The 15,520-nt window shown below is 53.2% G+C and carries 15 protein-coding genes; 7 read left to right on the top strand and 8 right to left on the bottom strand.

Features of this window, described 5'->3' with window-relative positions; all coding sequences use genetic code 11:
• Positions 1-26: 26 nt before the first annotated feature.
• Genes hemC through ACNA05_RS10185 form a run of 4 tightly spaced genes read left to right on the top strand, consistent with a single transcriptional unit; the run spans position 27 to position 4,108 of the window.
• Positions 27-956 (top strand): hydroxymethylbilane synthase, encoded by a 930-nt coding sequence (hemC, locus tag ACNA05_RS10170; RefSeq protein ID WP_415811375.1) that lies wholly within the window; start codon positions 27-29, stop codon positions 954-956.
• Complete coding sequence (locus tag ACNA05_RS10175) at positions 949-1,665, top strand: uroporphyrinogen-III synthase (protein ID WP_415811376.1); 717 nt, start codon at positions 949-951, stop codon at positions 1,663-1,665. Before hemC ends, ACNA05_RS10175 begins: the two co-directional genes overlap by 8 nt.
• Complete coding sequence (locus tag ACNA05_RS10180) at positions 1,662-2,564, top strand: hypothetical protein (protein WP_415811377.1); 903 nt, start codon at positions 1,662-1,664, stop codon at positions 2,562-2,564. The genes ACNA05_RS10175 and ACNA05_RS10180 overlap by 4 nt, the downstream gene beginning before the upstream one ends.
• Before the next feature lie 20 nt (positions 2,565-2,584).
• The gene (locus tag ACNA05_RS10185; protein ID WP_415811378.1) at positions 2,585-4,108 is read left to right on the top strand and encodes a heme biosynthesis protein HemY; all 1,524 of its coding nucleotides are present in this window, start codon (positions 2,585-2,587) and stop codon (positions 4,106-4,108) included.
• Positions 4,109-4,143: 35 nt separating this feature from the next.
• Here the strand turns inward: ACNA05_RS10185 and ACNA05_RS10190 are convergent, their stop codons facing one another.
• The 6 genes from ACNA05_RS10190 to ACNA05_RS10215 all read right to left on the bottom strand — a co-directional run bounded on the left by ACNA05_RS10190 (position 4,144) and on the right by ACNA05_RS10215 (position 8,328).
• Positions 4,144-4,569 carry a tetratricopeptide repeat protein gene (locus tag ACNA05_RS10190; RefSeq protein WP_415811379.1) on the bottom strand — a complete coding sequence of 142 codons (426 nt, stop codon included), beginning with the start codon at positions 4,567-4,569 and terminating at the stop codon, positions 4,144-4,146.
• Positions 4,566-4,949, bottom strand: a complete 384-nt coding sequence (locus ACNA05_RS10195; RefSeq protein WP_415811380.1) for a cytochrome c-type biogenesis protein — start codon at positions 4,947-4,949, stop codon at positions 4,566-4,568. Before ACNA05_RS10195 ends, ACNA05_RS10190 begins: the two co-directional genes overlap by 4 nt.
• Positions 4,949-5,476: a DsbE family thiol:disulfide interchange protein gene (locus ACNA05_RS10200; RefSeq protein ID WP_415811381.1), complete on the bottom strand. Its 528-nt coding sequence runs from the start codon at positions 5,474-5,476 to the stop codon at positions 4,949-4,951. Before ACNA05_RS10200 ends, ACNA05_RS10195 begins: the two co-directional genes overlap by 1 nt.
• On the bottom strand, positions 5,473-7,416 hold the full coding sequence (locus tag ACNA05_RS10205; RefSeq protein WP_415811383.1) for a heme lyase CcmF/NrfE family subunit: 1,944 nt from the start codon (positions 7,414-7,416) through the stop codon (positions 5,473-5,475). Before ACNA05_RS10205 ends, ACNA05_RS10200 begins: the two co-directional genes overlap by 4 nt.
• A gap of 49 nt (positions 7,417-7,465) precedes the next feature.
• The gene (locus ACNA05_RS10210) at positions 7,466-7,765 is read right to left on the bottom strand and encodes a YggT family protein (protein ID WP_415811384.1); all 300 of its coding nucleotides are present in this window, start codon (positions 7,763-7,765) and stop codon (positions 7,466-7,468) included.
• 86 nt (positions 7,766-7,851) lie between these two features.
• Positions 7,852-8,328, bottom strand: coding sequence for a GatB/YqeY domain-containing protein (locus ACNA05_RS10215; protein WP_415811385.1), 477 nt, complete (start codon positions 8,326-8,328; stop codon positions 7,852-7,854).
• Between the two features lie 258 nt (positions 8,329-8,586).
• Here ACNA05_RS10215 and carA point away from each other — a divergent pair, with 258 nt between their 5' ends.
• Positions 8,587-9,738, top strand: coding sequence for a glutamine-hydrolyzing carbamoyl-phosphate synthase small subunit (gene carA / locus ACNA05_RS10220; RefSeq protein ID WP_415811386.1), 1,152 nt, complete (start codon positions 8,587-8,589; stop codon positions 9,736-9,738).
• A 10-nt stretch (positions 9,739-9,748) separates the two neighbouring features.
• Here the strand turns inward: carA and ACNA05_RS10225 are convergent, their stop codons facing one another.
• Entirely contained in the window at positions 9,749-10,777 is a 1,029-nt protein-coding gene (locus tag ACNA05_RS10225) for an SDR family NAD(P)-dependent oxidoreductase (protein WP_415811387.1), read from the bottom strand.
• Positions 10,778-10,786: 9 nt separating this feature from the next.
• The gene (locus ACNA05_RS10230) at positions 10,787-11,647 is read right to left on the bottom strand and encodes a M48 family metallopeptidase (RefSeq protein WP_415811388.1); all 861 of its coding nucleotides are present in this window, start codon (positions 11,645-11,647) and stop codon (positions 10,787-10,789) included.
• Positions 11,648-11,792: 145 nt separating this feature from the next.
• Between ACNA05_RS10230 and carB the strand changes: the two genes are divergently transcribed.
• Both carB and ACNA05_RS10240 read left to right on the top strand, forming a co-directional pair.
• A complete protein-coding gene (gene carB / locus ACNA05_RS10235) occupies positions 11,793-15,074 on the top strand; it encodes a carbamoyl-phosphate synthase large subunit (RefSeq protein WP_415811389.1) in 3,282 nt (1,093 codons plus the stop codon).
• Positions 15,075-15,238: 164 nt separating this feature from the next.
• Complete coding sequence (locus tag ACNA05_RS10240) at positions 15,239-15,505, top strand: hypothetical protein (RefSeq protein WP_415811390.1); 267 nt, start codon at positions 15,239-15,241, stop codon at positions 15,503-15,505.
• Positions 15,506-15,520 lie beyond the last annotated feature (15 nt).

The raw sequence follows: 15,520 nt of genomic DNA on the forward strand, positions 1-15,520 counted from the left end.
CGCTGGATAAGGTTAGTCGTGCCTGGATGCAACATGGACTAACAATTGGAACGCGGGGATCTCCGCTGGCGCTGTATCAAGCGCATTTGGTTCAGCGCCTTTTGGCGGAGACGTCGGGACGACCGGCGCAGGACTTTCCGGTGCGGATTCTTAAAACCTCCGGCGATCGCCTGAAGGGTCATTTGCGCGATTTCGGCGGCAAAGGTCTATTCACCAAGGAATTGGAAGAGGCGCTGATGTCTGGGGACATCGACATCGCGGTTCATTCCATGAAAGACGTGCCGACAGTGGGACAGGAAAGTTTGGAAATTTCCGCCATCCTCCCGCGCGAAGACCCCCGCGATGCCTTTATTTCTAAAAAATATGCCAAGCTCGACGATTTGCCAGAGGGCGCTTTGGTTGGGTCGGCTTCTATCCGCCGCCGCGCGCAGCTCTCGGCCATGCGCCCGGATATTCAATATTGTCTCTTGCGAGGCAATGTGGGGACGCGTCTGCAGAAGCTCTCGGATGAAGTGTGTGACGCGACATTCCTGGCGTGTGCAGGTCTGAAACGACTGGAACAAGAAGATGCCATTACCGAGGCCATTTCCACTGAACGCATGCTCCCCGCTCCGGCGCAGGGCGCGATCGGTATTGAGATCCGTAAATCGGATGAAGCCGCCAAAGGGCTGATAAGACCGCTTAATTGCAAAGCGTCTGAGCTATGTATCACGGCCGAGCGGGCTTTCCTCCGCGCGCTGGACGGCTCTTGCCGGACCCCCATTGCTGCGCTCGCGGTCTGGGACGGAAAACTCATGAATTTCAAAGGTGAAGTTGTCGCCAAAGACGGCTCCGCCCGATTTGGCAATGAGGATACCGCCGCCGTGTCCAATTCCATAGAAGCTTATGATCTTGGCTACGGCTTAGGGCAAACCGTGCGTAAGGCTGCGGGTCAGCACATAGACTGGGATGAATAGCGGCCCCAAAATATGGATCACGCAAAGCCTACCGCGCGCGAGGGACACGGCGAAAGACTATGCTGATTTAGGGTTAGAGCCGATTATCTCCCCGGTTTTGCAGATTTCCTCCGTCACGCCTACGCCTGCGCCCCCCAACAAAAGCGATTTATTGATTTTCACCTCGCGAAATGGCGTCCGCGCCTTTGCGGATATCTGTAGCGAGCGCGCAAATTCGGTTATCTGCGTCGGCGCCGCCACGGCGGAGCTGGCAAGGTCGGTCGGCTTTGTCCATGTGAAGTCAGCAGAAGGCGACGCTCAAGACGTAGTGAAATTAGTCCTGAAAACAGTGCCTCGCTCTCAAACCCTTCGGCATTGCTGCGGTAAGCATGTGCAAGGCGGCATTGCCGAGCAGCTTTCTGAGGCGGGCTATAAAATTGAGCGGGTTATATATTATGAAGCGTATCCGGTGGGAAAAGCGGACGTTAATATAGAACGCGTGGATTATGTCGCTCTGTACTCCCCTCGCGGGGCGTCGGCCTTTATTGATTTGCTAAAGACAAAATGCGCGGCGCACCTAACCACTCTTTCCATTAGTGCGGCTACCGACTCGGTATTGGAACCGTTGGGTTTGGCCAACCGTTTAATTGCAGAAACACCGGATCAGACCGCTATAATCAAGACGTTACGATCCCATTTTCAGACGATACGAAAAGAGGCGCAAAGATGACAGAGTCTGAGACATCGGAATTAACGAGCGTGCAGGAGGCTTCCGATGATAAAGAGGAGACCCCTTCACCCTTTGAAGAAAAACCGGCCACCGATAGACGAGGCTTGGGTTTGATCCCGGTTCTCGGACTATCATTGGTGGCCGCCCTTTTGGGAGCCGTGGGAGGCGCTTACGGGACGCACTATCTCTTCCCTCCTGCCAATATGGAGGATCTACGCGCCAGCGTTCAGCAAGATGTATCCCGAATTCAGGCCGAGACCCAAGCTGCTGTGGAAGACCTTCGCCAAATGGTGGCGAGCTTGGAAGGCCAGGTCTCTGATGCCAGCTCAGATACTAACATTGAGGAGACTCTGAACGCGATAAATGAACGTCTGCAGACGCTCGAAAATGCCCCTGAGCCAAATCTGCCGGAGATTGCCCCCGAAACGCTTAGCGCTCTAAAGGCCGCTCAAAGGGATGGATTTAACTGGCCAGAAACGGACGCGGTAGAAAATGATGTATTAGACCTAACCTCGAAAACCGAGAGTTTGGAAGCTCAAATAGACCGTTTGAAAGCTCAGATTAACTCGCTTCAAACAGAGCTCAACGCACAAGCGTCCCGTCCACAAGTGCCGCAAACCGAGACCGAAACTGTCACGCCCGCCGGCCCCGAATTTCCAAAACAAGCGCTCTTAAACGCAGCAAAATTAAGAGTGGACTCGCAAGGGTTTTTAAGCCGAACACTTAACAAACATGTGAGCGTCGACAGTCCGGACAGCCCGAAAAGCCTTATCGAAAAAATTGATACCGCCTATGATAAAGGCGATATTTATACGGCAATCAAGACTTTTGACCATTTGCCTTCCGACATTCGCTCAGCGGGTCAGGACTGGCGCGACGCCGCAGAACGTTTACAGTGATATAAACGGATACAGACTTTATGACAAAATATGTAATCGCCATTCTCTTATTTATCGCGCTTTTGGCTGGGTTTTTACTCTATGTCGGCGACAACGCCGCTTTGACACTGACCTCTAGTGCAGAGGCCGGTCTATTCCAGTTTAGTCCGATTACCTTGACATGGCAGGCCGTGATTGTTTTCACGACGGCGATAATTGTCTTCACCCTTCTGACTTGGACTCTCCTGACATGGCTTTGGCGTTTGCCGTCCCGTATTCGCTCAGGCGTTGGCCTGCGACGCCGTAATCAGGCTTTGGACGCGATGGAAGACGCGCTTTTGGCTGGGGCAGACGGGGACTGCGACAAGGCTCGGAAAAAGGCTGAAAAGGCTCGTAACTTAATTGGCTCAGAAGATTTGGGCCGCATTGTGAGCGCGCAGGCGGCAGAAGCTTGCGGCGATCAGTCAGAGGCCGTGGCGCAATATACCGCTATGCTCGAGTCGGATAAAACCCGGGCGACAGGGCAGCACGGACTCGCGAGAAATCTCCTCGCAATAGGCGATTTATCCCGCGCAATAGAGCAGGCCGAAATCGCCTATGCCGATAACAAAAATGCTCGATGGGCTTTCGATGTGTTGTTTCAGGCGCAGATGGCGGACTATCAATGGAACGAAGCGGCCAAAACCTTGGAAATGGGCGAGCGCCGCAAGCATATCGATAAAGAAGCGGCGCGCCGCCGCCGCGCTGTTCTGCTTAGTGCAGAAGCCGACCGCATAAGCGATACCGGGCAAACTCAACTCGCCACAAATCTCGCCAGCCGCGCCGCCAGTGAAACGCCGGAATTTGCGCCGGGCGTGGCGCTTGCCGCAAATCTCCTCAACCTGACGGGTGAGAAGAAGAAGGCGATCTCTCTGATTGAAAAAGCCTGGGCGAAACGACCTCACCCGGCATTGGCGATTGCGCTTTTGGACTTAATTGAAACAGAGGCACCGAAATCACGGCGCAAGCGAATTGACGCGTTAATCAAGGCCAATCCTTCTCATCGTGAGTCGCATATGTTGGATGCCGAGGAAAAATTGAAAGCGGGGGACGGCGTTGCGGCTCTCTCTGTCCTTGCGCCCTATTTGAATCTTGATTCCGAAGCCGAGCCGCCAACAGCAAGATTGTGCCAATTAGCCGGGCAGATTGAAGAGCGTCTTGGAAATATGTCGGATGCGCGCCTATGGTATGAGCGCGCAGCGACGGCGCCGCTTGAGGCAGATTGGTCTGATCTGGATCCCCAAAGCGACAGCTTTGATTATTCTGATGCGGATTGGCGTCGTCTGACCTTTAGCTTCGGCGAAACCGGAGCGCTTATTCATCCTCGCCACGAAGCAGGCGCCCCTCGACGTAGGCCCGGCCTGCCCGAGCCTCTCCCGTTGGAATCTGAAGCCGTCGTGAAACGCGATTTTGAGGATGTTACTCAAACGCCGCCGCGAACGATGCCGGAGACACCGCCGGGAGAGTCGACCAAAAAAGATTTATCCCAACGCCTGGACAAACTTTTGGATAAGCCAAAGGAATAGCGCAAATACGTTACGCCTAATTGGCAGCTGAATGTTTATTCGGCTAAAGAAGCCGTAAATTCGTCAAAGCCACTTTGGCGGTTTATCTCGGCAATGATGTTCGGCTGATCTGCGTAATGGGCGCTCATGGCCTTGTGATCCCGAATAAGCGCATCCATGTCGCCCAATACAATTCGTGACCGGATCAAACGGGCCCAGCCTTGCGGATTGTCAGGATCAGACTTTAAACGCTCTGCGAGACCTTCGACCATGGCGTTGATGTCCGGCATCTGCGTGGTGGCTTGCGGCTGCGGCGGAGGAGGCGACGGCGTTCCCAGCAAGGCATAGAGGCCAAGCGAAGAAGCTATAACGCCTCCCATCAAGAGTAATATCAATACAGGCTTTTTGTTTGAGCTGGTGAGCGGACCAATCAAAGCGAGGGCCGTTCCCAAGGCCAGTATAAGCAGGATGAGCCAAATCATGACGGCCGCCTTCCGACGCGTAGAAACCAGACTAAGCCGCCGAGCAACAGAAGAAACGGCACGGCCCACAATATGTAAGTATTGGTCTGTACAGGCGGCTTAAGGAGAACATAATCTCCGTATTTATCCCGCATAAAATTGATGACGTCCTCATTGCTATCCCCGGCTTCGAGTCGGCTGCGGACGAGCTTTCTCATGTCTTGAGCAAGGGGTGCGTCGCTCTCATCAATGGACTGGTTTTGACACACGACGCATCGCAGAGATTGGGCGATTTCACGGGCGCGGTCTTCTAGGACGGGGTCCGTGCTTGCGGCGGGCGCGGCCACTTGAGCCATAGCGGGCATCGCCCAAAAGAAAAAAAGGAGAAGAATGGCGCGCATCACTCAGCCTCTAATTTTTTCAGTAGCGGAAGAAAAGTCTTCTCCCAATCTTCGAAACTAATCGCGCCGGAATGTTTATAGCGGATGCGCCCGGTTTCGTCGGTCACGAAAGTTTCGGGCGCGCCGCTGACGCCGAGGGGAATGGCCAGCTCGCTATCAGGGTCAAAGACAATCACATCATAAGGGTCGCCGCGCTTGTCGAGCCAATCTCTCGCTTTCTCGCGGCCGTCGCGCCAGTTCAAACCGACTAAGCGGATGCTTTCGTCTTTGGTGATGTCCATCAAAATGGGGTGTTCGACATTGCAGGTGACGCACCAGGACCCGAACACATTGACCACACTAATTTGACCTTTAACGGTTTGTTCCGTCAAAATCGCGTCCGGGTCGTCAAGTGAACTCAGAGAAAACTCAGGAAAGGGTTGATCAATCAGTGCCGCTTCGAGACGCCGCGGGTCTTTGGTCAGGCTGATAGCCAGCGCGATCCCAAGGCCGATAAAGATGATTATGGGAAGAAAGCCGCGCATCATGTACTTGTCACCAATTCAGACTCCCTTACAGGGCGTTTTGCGGGCGAGCGCATACCTATCAAAGACAGAAACCCTGCAATAGACATGAGAAGCGCGCCGATCCAAATCCAGATAACGGCGGGATGATAATTAGCCCGCAAGATATATCCGTCTTCCGGTGTGCCTTCGCCGAGACCGGCAAATAAGGTGGCAGTCGGGCTGAACCGAAAACCCGCTTCCGTGGTGATCATTTCGCGCACTGGATAGAAGCGCTGTTCCGTTTGAAGGGTTTTTATCTCTCGGCCCCCTTTAGACACGCTGACTTCGCCCCGGCGGAAGGAGTAATTGCGGGTTTCCCCTCCTGTCACGTCCGTCAAGGTGAAGGTGTAACCGGCGACCTCTAGCGACTCGCCCGGTTTGACTCGGCCTATCGTATCATCGGCCCAGACGCTCATTGTGACCGCACCGGCGGTCAAAACGGCAACGCCGAGATGGGCGAGAGTGAAACTCATCAGGTGGTATTTGGCCTGTCTGGGCAGCGATGAAAGAGGGCCCTTTTTTCGGAAGGCTTTGAGTGCGCCATAAGCGAGGTAGGCCGCTAAGGCCAAGCCAAATCCGCCTAGAATGGAGCGTCCAAAAATATAGGTGAGGGCCATGATTGCCAGCGCGCCGAGACCGCTCAACAGGAGGAATTTTTTCAAGGTAGAAAGCGAATCTTTTTGCCATCTCAATAAAGGCGCGGCGCCCATGAAAATAATCAGAACCGCCATGATGGGCGCAAACGTCAGATCAAAATAAGGCTTGCCGACGCTGATCTTATCTCCGGTCACAGCGTCCATTATCAGCGGGTAGAACGTGCCGAGAAAAACCGTCGCCGTGGCCGTCGCAAGAAGAAGGTTATTCAGGACCAGGCCGCCTTCGCGAGACACTTGATCAAACTCGGCCCGCTGGACAAGGGTTTTGGCGCGCATCGCATAAAGCGACAGTGCGCCGCCTGTCGCCAAGAGGAGCAAAGCGAGAATGAAGACGCCGCGTTCCGGATCGACGGCAAAGGCGTGGACGCTGACCAAAACGCCCGAGCGAACAATGAACGTTCCGATTAGGCTAAGAGAGAAGGCGGTAATTGCCAAAAGGACCGTCCAATGCGCCAGGTTCTGGCGCCGTTCCATCACCATAATCGAATGCAGAAGAGCTGTACCAATCAACCATGGCATGAAGGACACGTTTTCAACCGGATCCCACATCCACCAGCCGCCCCAGCCGAGTTCGTAATAGGCCCAAAGTGAACCCATCGCGATGCCGAGGGTGAGAAAGCTCCAGGACAGTAGAGACCAAGGCTTGAGAGCTTTGGCCCAAGCTTTGTCAATCTTACCGGAGAGGAGGGCGGCAACCGCCATCGAAAAGGCCAGAGAATAGCCGACATAGCCCATGTAAAGAAGCGGCGGATGTATAGCGAGGCCGGGGTCCTGTAATATCGGGTTCAGGCCAAGGCCGTCCATAGGCGTTGGAAAGAGGCGTTCAAATGGATTGGAGGTGAACAAGATAAAGCCGATAAATCCGACAGCCAACATAGCTTGGATGGCCAAGGTTCGCGCTCGTAAGGCCGCTGGCAAGGATTTCGTGAAAACTGAGAAAAGAAATCCATACAGGCCCAACATCAGGGTCCAGAGGAGGATGGAGCCCTCGTGATTTCCCCAGACGCCGCTGATTTTATAGAGGAAGGGCTTTGTTGTATGGGAATGGCTTGCTGCCAGTTTGACGGAAAAGTCTGAGATCAGAAACGTATATGTCAGACATGCAAAGCTCGCGGCGAGAAGCGCAAATTGAATCCGCGCGGCCTGGTCGGCAAAGCCCATCAAACCAGGTTTTTCAGCCTTCGCCCCATATAGGGGAAGAGCCACCTGCAAGGCGGCGACTATAAGCGCCAGAATGAGGCAGAAATGTCCGATCTCGGCAATCATATCTGCCTTATAGAGATTTTAGGCGGCTTTGCCGTGCGACAAATACAGCTTAGACTATCGTCATCAGAGTCGGAAGCACCCAACCTTGGATCCAGTACAAGCCAAGGGCCAGAACGAGGAAAGCCATATCGAATCCACCGAGAGGCGGGATAACCCGGCGAAGCGGCATCAATATTGGTTCAACAATAGAGCTAATGATGCCGTAAATCGTCCCCATGACAGGATTTCGCAGATTCACCACGTTGAAGGCGATCAACCAGCTAAAGATCATGTAAGCAAACAAGATGATCAACAGGATCGAAATGGCCGGCGAGATGAAGAAGACTATAAGTGAGTCAAGAAATGACATAACTGGAGAACCTGTGAAGTGTGAAGGGCATATTTAAGGAGAGTCTAGATTCGGCACAAGTCGGCTTATGGAATCAATTCGCTCAGCTAGCGACACAAATGGCTTTTTACAATAGCTCCGGCTTTGCCCATATCAATACGCCCTGCATATTGAGATTTAAGCTGCCCCATAATCTTACCCATGTCTTTTAAGCAGGTTGCGCCGCTGTCCTCGACAAGTTGGGCCACAACGTCTTTCATTTCGTCCTCTGAGAGGGGTTTCGGCATGAAATCCCGGATGATGGAAATCTCTGTCTTTTCTCGCTCTGCGAGTTCCGGGCGTCCATTATCCTCATAGGTTTTTGCGCTTTCTTCGCGCTGCTTCACCATTTTGGAAAGTATGGACAGGATTTCTGAGTCGGATATCCCCTCGCATCTGTCTTCAGCACGCGCCGCGATATCGCGGTCTTTTATAGCGGCGCTGATTAATCGAAGGGTCGAGAGGCGCACCGTATCTTTGGCGCGCATGGCTGTTTTGGTTTCTTCGCCGATTTTGTCACGAAGGGGAGTGGCTGCAACGGGCATATAGGCTTTCACATATCAATTCGAAGTAAAATTCTAGTTCAAGTCTGGCGGTCAGTTCCATTTTTGCCGCAGAGCCTTATACTGCTTTACGCGCAAATGCCAACCCGCCCGACCACTGTGGATAATTTGGGTTATCCAGAAGGTAGCTGAACATTGTGGCTTGAAAAGAAGAAGTCCATCCTTAAAAGCCTTTGAAGTTTGGCTGCTTGTCAGGCAGGCCAACTAGGCAAAACACTGGGACCGAATAGGATTCGCTATATGGCTGATATTTTAAAACCGAAAGCCACAGCCGTTTTGGTATTTGAAACCGGAGACGTTTTTTACGGACAGGGCATCGGGACCCAAGGAGAAGCTGTCGGAGAGGTTTGCTTTAATACGGCGATGACCGGCTATCAGGAAATCCTGACTGACCCATCTTATGCCGCCCAAATTGTTTGTTTCACTTTCCCACATGTCGGAAATACCGGTACAACAGATGAGGACGAAGAAGCGACAACGCCGGCGTCCCGCCGCGCCGCTCGCGGAGCTATTTTCAAAGCCAATGTCACCCGAGCGTCGAATTGGCGTTCTGAAGGGGAGTTGGGCGATTGGCTGGAGGCCCGCGGGATAATTGGCATATGCGGAGTCGATACTCGCGCCCTAACAAATTTCATTCGGGTTCAAGGTATGCCAAAGGGCGTTATTGCCCATTCTGAGACCGGCGAGTTCGATATTGAGGATTTAACGGATAAGGCAAAGCAATGGGGCGGATTGGTCGGCGCGGATCTCGCTAGAGACATGATTGATGAAGAGACGTTTGATTGGCGGGAAGCCCGTTGGGTCTGGCCAAAAGGGCATGAGGACAAAGACGGCACTAAAAAAATAGTGCTGATTGATTATGGCGTGAAGAGAAACATTTTGCGGAACCTCGTTTCTTCCGGTCTTTCTGTTTCCGTTGTACCAGGAACGACCTCTGCGGAAGACATTTTGGCGATGAAACCGGACGGAGTGGTTCTTTCCAATGGTCCGGGCGACCCGGCTGCGACAGGAGAGTATGCGATCCCCGTTATCAAAGACCTTGTCGATGCCGATATGCCCATTCTCGGCATTTGTTTGGGACATCAGCTTCTGGCTGCGGCTTTAGGCGGAAAAACCATGAAAATGCCGCAAGGCCATCACGGCGCCAATCACCCTGTAAAAGATTATACGACATCCAAAGTCGAAATCGTCTCCATGAATCATGGTTTTGCCGTGGATCGGGATAGCTTGCCGGACACAGTCGAAGAAACCCATGTCAGCCTGTTCGATGGGTCAAATTGCGGTATCCGCCTTCGCGGAAAACCCGTCTTCTCCGTGCAGCACCATCCCGAAGCGAGTCCCGGCCCTCAGGATAGTTTTTATCTGTTCGAAAGATTTGCCGAAGCTTTGTAGCCGCGTAAGTCTATCTAAGCGACACATCACCATTCTGAATGAGGCTCTCCGCCGCTGCGAGAATGGCTTCCTTGGATGGTCTCGGCACGACACCTGTTAAAGAGGTCACGTAAGCCGCGTCGGCCTCGTGAAAAATACCCAAATCGGGAATAACGCTTTTGACGCGGTCGTCAAAAAGCCCGACCAATTTCACGACAAAATTTGGCATGTCTGATTTCGGTAGCTTCTTAGCGTCAGGATAGGCCTCTCTCAAAATTTCAGAAATTTCGCTGAGCCAGTATGTTTTCCCCGCCGCCATGAGCCTGCGGTGGCCTGCGCCCTTTGCCGTCATCGCGGCGACGTGAATGGAGGCGCAATCGCGAATGTCTATAATCGGGTAGGCGACCTTTGGGGTCATCGGAAAATCTCCGTTGAACATGGCCTTAAGTAAACCCAATGACGCGCCGCTATTATTATAATTGTCCGGCCCCAAAACTAAACCCGGACAAACCGTCGTAAGCTTTTCTTCTACGCCTTGGGCTTTGACATAGGACCAAGCCGAAAGCTCGGCGCGGGTTTTAGAAACAGGGTAGGCGGTTAGCGGTTTCCAGTCAGGATCCGACCAATCATCTTCAGTGATAACCATTTTCTTTCCGCGTCCAGGCTGGCCCATCATGGAAACGAGCGAGGAGGTCATGACGATACGCTCTGCGCCTGAGGAGAACCCATGTTCCAAAACACGTTGCGCCCCGGCTCTTGCTGCGGGAACCAAGGCTTCGCGGTCGGGCGGGGATTCAAGAGGAAAAGGAGAGGCGATGTGTTGGATAAACCGGCAGCCTTGTACCGCGTCCTCCCACCCGGCGTTTTTTTCTAGATCGGCTTCGACCAATTCCAGCCGAGACGTATCGGATCCATTGGCTTCTAGCGCATCGACGATTTTCTGGCCTTTATTTTTGTTCCGAACAGTGCCCCGAACGGCAAAGCCTTTTTCCAAAAGCTTGGCGGCGACGTGAGAGCCAATAAAACCGGATACGCCGGTAACGAGGACGGTGTCTGTCATAAATAAGCTCTAGAGTGAAATTTTATTGGGGCAGTTTTGATTATAGATATCTACGGCTTCAGGCATCCAGGTTTCAAAATCGTTTACTCGGGTTTCCGGACTGGGGTGGGTGCTCTGAAACTCGGGCGGCGTGGCTCCGCTCTGCGCGCCCATGCGTTCCCAGAGGCGAGGGGCCTCTCTTGGGTCATAACAGGCGCGGCTCATCAGGATTAATCCGATATAGTCGGCTTCCGATTCATGCTTGCGGGAAAAGGGTAGGGCGTAACCATATTGACTGATACCGCCAAACACACCCATGACGGCTTGCTGGGCCTGATAATCCATTCCGCCGGCGCTCACTGCGACGCCGGAGCCGACAATTCGCTGCATATTTTGTTGGGCCATACGTTCCGCGCCGTGATGGGCGAGGGCGTGGCCGACTTCGTGCCCCATAACCACCGCCAAGCCGTTTTCATTCTCTGCAATTGGAATGAGTCCGGTGTAAACGGCGGTATATCCGCCGGGCAGGGCGAAGGCATTGGCTTGATCGCTCTGGATGACATTAAACGCCCAATCAAATCCGGGATCTTCGTTGGCGGCCGCTTCTGCTATTCGCCTGCCGATTTCCTGAGTCGCGTCATATATCTCGCCTGACATCACTAAATTTTGGCGATTATCTGCGAGAATCTGCTCGTAAGATTGAAGGCCGAGTTGCATTTCCTGTTCCGGTTCCATCGTCCGAAGTTGCTGTCGGCCTGTAAACGGCACTTCTTCTTGGTTCGTAAAATAATAAATGCCCGCGCCAATCGCGAACAGGACCATAATTTGCCAGCGAAATCCGCCGCCGCGCCGAGACGTCCGTCGCCCCCCGAATTGATTTCTAAAAACCATGTGTTTGTCCTCAGTTCGTTCACATTCTATCACATATTTTGGCTTTGGTAATACTTGTATCGACGAGTTCATTTCTCTAAAGGGGGGCAATTTGGATTCTTACGCCGGATTCTAGACGTTCAACGCCGAAAGCGGGTCTTCGTTCATGCCTAAACGTACTGATATTTCTTCCATTCTGATTATTGGGGCAGGCCCCATTATTATTGGCCAAGCGTGTGAGTTTGATTACTCGGGCGTTCAGGCCTGTAAAGCTCTGAAAGAGGAAGGTTACCGCGTTATACTGGTGAACTCCAACCCAGCCACTATTATGACGGACCCCGGCATGGCTGACGCCACCTATGTCGAGCCCATCACCCCCGAAATTGTCGAAAAGATTATCGCGATTGAAAAACCCGATGCGCTGCTTCCGACGATGGGCGGACAGACCGCGCTGAATACGGCGCTCGCGCTGGAAGCCAGCGGCGCGCTTAAAAAACACGGCGTCGAGATGATCGGCGCGAAAGCCGATGTTATCGATAAGGCGGAAAACCGCGAACGCTTTGCCGAGGCGATGACAAAAATCGGTCTCGAAAACCCCCGCGCGACAATCGTGACCGCGCCTGACGGAGATATTCAAGCCGGCATCGCGAAAGCCATGGAGGCTCTCGACTTTACAGGGCTTCCGGCGATTATCCGGCCCGCTTTTACCATGGGCGGAACGGGCGGCGGCGTGGCTTATAACGTCGAAGAATATGAAGAGATTATCCGCTCCGGCCTGATGGCGTCTCCGACCCATCAAGTTTTGGTCGATGAAAGCCTGCTGGGCTGGAAGGAATATGAGATGGAGGTTGTTCGCGACAAAGCGGATAACTGCATTATCATCTGCGCTATCGAAAACATCGACCCGATGGGCGTCCATACGGGTGATTCCATCACGGTCGCCCCGGCGCTCACGCTGACGGATAAAGAATATCAGCGCATGCGCGACGCCTCGATTGCTGTGCTTCGCGAAATCGGCGTCGAGACCGGCGGCTCAAACGTTCAGTTTGGCGTCAACCCGGAAGACGGGCGCATGGTGGTGATTGAAATGAATCCACGCGTTTCCCGCTCCTCTGCTCTCGCCTCCAAAGCGACTGGTTTCCCTATCGCAAAGATCGCGGCGAAGCTGGCCGTCGGCTATACGCTGGATGAGCTGGATAATGATATTACGGGCGCGACCCCGGCGGCGTTCGAGCCGACAATTGATTATGTCGTAACCAAGATTCCGCGTTTTGCGTTTGAGAAATTCCCGGGCTCTGAGCCCATTTTGACGACAGCTATGAAATCGGTCGGCGAAGCCATGGCGATTGGCCGGACTTTCTCCGAGAGTTTCCAGAAAGCTCTTAGGTCTTTGGAAACGGATCTGACCGGACTGAATGAAGTCGAGATCGATCCAACGGGCGAGATGGATGCGGAAGAGCTCAAAAGCGCTATAAAAGCCCGTCTATCAATACTTGCGCCGGATCGCCTTCTCGTCGTTGCGCAGGCGTTCCGCCACGGATTTACGGTCGAGAAGGTGTTTCAATATACCAAAATCAATCCATGGTTCCTCCGCCAGATTGAAGCCCTCGTCAAAGCCGAAGAGTGGATCAGGCAAACAGGCTTGCCGAAAGACGCCGAAACATGGCGCGCCATTAAGTCCGAAGGATTCTCAGATGCGCGCTTGGCAGAGCTGACAGGGAAATCCGAAGAGGCGGTGCGTAAGGCTCGGCGGAAAGCCGGCGTTCGGCCCGTCTATAAACGGGTGGATACGTGTGCGGCCGAGTTCGAAGCCAAGACGCCTTATATGTATTCGACCTATGAAAACCCGAGCTTTGACGGCGTCGTCGAAGACGAAGCGCGCGTCTCGGACCGCAAGAAAGTTATCATCCTTGGCGGCGGCCCCAACAGAATTGGCCAAGGCATTGAATTTGATTATTGTTGTTGCCACGCCGCCTATGCGATGGCGGATGTTGATGTCGAATCTATTATGGTCAATTGCAATCCGGAAACGGTTTCGACGGATTATGATACCTCTGACCGGCTCTATTTCGAACCGCTTACGGAAGAAGATGTTCTCGAATTAATTATGACTGAACAAGAGAGCGGCGAGCTTCTCGGCGTGATTGTGCAATTTGGCGGGCAGACCCCGTTGAAATTGGCGGAGGCTTTGGAAGAAAACGGTGTTCCGTTACTTGGCACGAAGCGCGACGCGCTCGATCGCGCCGAAGACAGAGAGCGGTTCAAGGATCTCGTCGATACGCTTGGCTTGAAACAGCCCAATAACATGATTGCGCGCAACGCCAAGGAAGCCCAGTCTGCGGCAGATATCGTTGGTTATCCGCTTGTCCTTCGTCCGTCCAATGTCCTTGGCGGGCGCGGCATGGAGATCGTCGATAATGATGCAGAGCTGAACCGCTACATCACGGAAGCGGTAAAAGTGTCCGGCAAATCCCCCTTATTGATTGACCAGTATTTGCGCGATGCCGTTGAAGTCGATGTGGACGTCATTTGCGACGGCGAAGACGTCTATGTCGCCGGAATTATGGAGCATATCGAAGAAGCCGGGGTTCATTCCGGTGACTCGGCCTGTTCGCTTCCGCCTTACACACTGTCCGGCGATGTCGTGGCAGAGCTTGGCCGTCAAGCCAAAGCGCTCGCTCTAGAGCTTGGCGTCGTCGGGTTTATGAATACGCAATTCGCGGTCAAGGACGGAACAGTTTATCTCATCGAAGTCAACCCGCGGGCCTCTCGTACCGTGCCATTTGTGGCGAAAGCTATCAATCTTCCGATTGCGTCCATCGCGGCAAAAGTCATGGCCGGACACAAACTCTCTGAATTTGATTTCTCGGTTCGTCCGCAAAAATATATTGCGGTCAAGGAAGCGGTCTTCCCCTTTGCCCGCTTCCCGGGTGTGGACACGGTGCTTGGCCCGGAGATGCGTTCGACTGGTGAAGTGATGGGACTTTCCGAGACTTTCGGTATGGCCTTTGCCAAGAGCCAGCTCGGCGGCGGCGTTGTCTTACCGAAATCAGGCACGGTCTTCATCTCCGTGCGCGAAGAGCATAAGCCAAAAATGGCGGAGCTTGCCCGCGAGCTGATTGAGCTTGGCTTCAAAATCATGGCGACAGGCGGCACGACGAAATATCTCCGCGAGCAAGGCATTGAAGTGGACTATGTTAAAAAGGTTCATGAAGGCCGCCCGCATATTGTCGATGAAATGAAAAACGGCCATGTGCAGCTGGTGTTTAATACCACGAGCGGGAAACAATCTCTAAAGGACAGTTTCTCTCTTCGGCGCACAGCCCTGACCCAGAAAATCCCTTACTTCACCACAGCCGCCGCCGCGCGCGCCAGCGTTGAAGCGATCAAGGATTTGTCGAAGGGCGATTACGAGGTGGAAAGCCTTCAGAGTATCGCGGCGGGCTGACCTCTTAAATTGATAAGCGTCCTTCGAGTGAGGCTAAGTCGAATGCCTTGAAAGGAGTTATTTAGAATCGCCACGCCTAAGTCACTTTTCTACGCAACAAACGTTCCCTTCATGAATTAGAAGATCAGCATGTGGTTATTCAAAGTTTATGGTATTGGAATTTTATGGAAGATATTATTCAGTGGTTCGCCACAATCACGGGAGTCGCCGCGGCTATTATGGTTGCCTCGAATATCTCGGCCAAAGTTTCGGGTTACGGATTTATTATCTTTACTGGCTCTTCAATTGCCTGGGTGACATTCGGCATTTTGGCTGGCGAACCGCCGCTCACAATACAGAATGTCGTTTTGACGATAATTAACCTCGTGGGCATCTACAGATGGCTTATAAGACCCGCGATGGGAAAGGGAAGCCCTTCTGAAGAGGGGTGAGCACCCGCCGCAACG

The organism is Litorimonas haliclonae (genome assembly GCF_965138505.1).
GTDB classification, from domain to species: Bacteria; Pseudomonadota; Alphaproteobacteria; order Caulobacterales; family Maricaulaceae; genus Litorimonas; species Litorimonas haliclonae.

Bases quoted from the DNA above. Each gene is read 5' to 3' on its own strand.
- ACNA05_RS10240 (WP_415811390.1), top strand. From the start codon at position 15,239: ATGGAAGATATTATTCAGTGGTTCGCCACAATCACGGGAGTCGCCGCG.
- hemC (WP_415811375.1), top strand. From the start codon at position 27: ATGCAACATGGACTAACAATTGGAACGCGGGGATCTCCGCTGGCGCTG.
- ACNA05_RS10210 (WP_415811384.1), bottom strand. From the start codon at position 7,765: ATGTCATTTCTTGACTCACTTATAGTCTTCTTCATCTCGCCGGCCATT.
- ACNA05_RS10190 (WP_415811379.1), bottom strand. From the start codon at position 4,569: ATGATTTGGCTCATCCTGCTTATACTGGCCTTGGGAACGGCCCTCGCT.
- ACNA05_RS10180 (WP_415811377.1), top strand. From the start codon at position 1,662: ATGACAGAGTCTGAGACATCGGAATTAACGAGCGTGCAGGAGGCTTCC.
- ACNA05_RS10195 (WP_415811380.1), bottom strand. From the start codon at position 4,949: ATGCGCGCCATTCTTCTCCTTTTTTTCTTTTGGGCGATGCCCGCTATG.
- ACNA05_RS10200 (WP_415811381.1), bottom strand. From the start codon at position 5,476: ATGATGCGCGGCTTTCTTCCCATAATCATCTTTATCGGCCTTGGGATC.
- ACNA05_RS10175 (WP_415811376.1), top strand. From the start codon at position 949: ATGAATAGCGGCCCCAAAATATGGATCACGCAAAGCCTACCGCGCGCG.
- ACNA05_RS10205 (WP_415811383.1), bottom strand. From the start codon at position 7,416: ATGATTGCCGAGATCGGACATTTCTGCCTCATTCTGGCGCTTATAGTC.
- ACNA05_RS10185 (WP_415811378.1), top strand. From the start codon at position 2,585: ATGACAAAATATGTAATCGCCATTCTCTTATTTATCGCGCTTTTGGCT.
- ACNA05_RS10230 (WP_415811388.1), bottom strand. From the start codon at position 11,647: ATGGTTTTTAGAAATCAATTCGGGGGGCGACGGACGTCTCGGCGCGGC.
- carA (WP_415811386.1), top strand. From the start codon at position 8,587: ATGGCTGATATTTTAAAACCGAAAGCCACAGCCGTTTTGGTATTTGAA.
- carB (WP_415811389.1), top strand. From the start codon at position 11,793: ATGCCTAAACGTACTGATATTTCTTCCATTCTGATTATTGGGGCAGGC.
- ACNA05_RS10225 (WP_415811387.1), bottom strand. From the start codon at position 10,777: ATGACAGACACCGTCCTCGTTACCGGCGTATCCGGTTTTATTGGCTCT.
- ACNA05_RS10215 (WP_415811385.1), bottom strand. From the start codon at position 8,328: ATGCCCGTTGCAGCCACTCCCCTTCGTGACAAAATCGGCGAAGAAACC.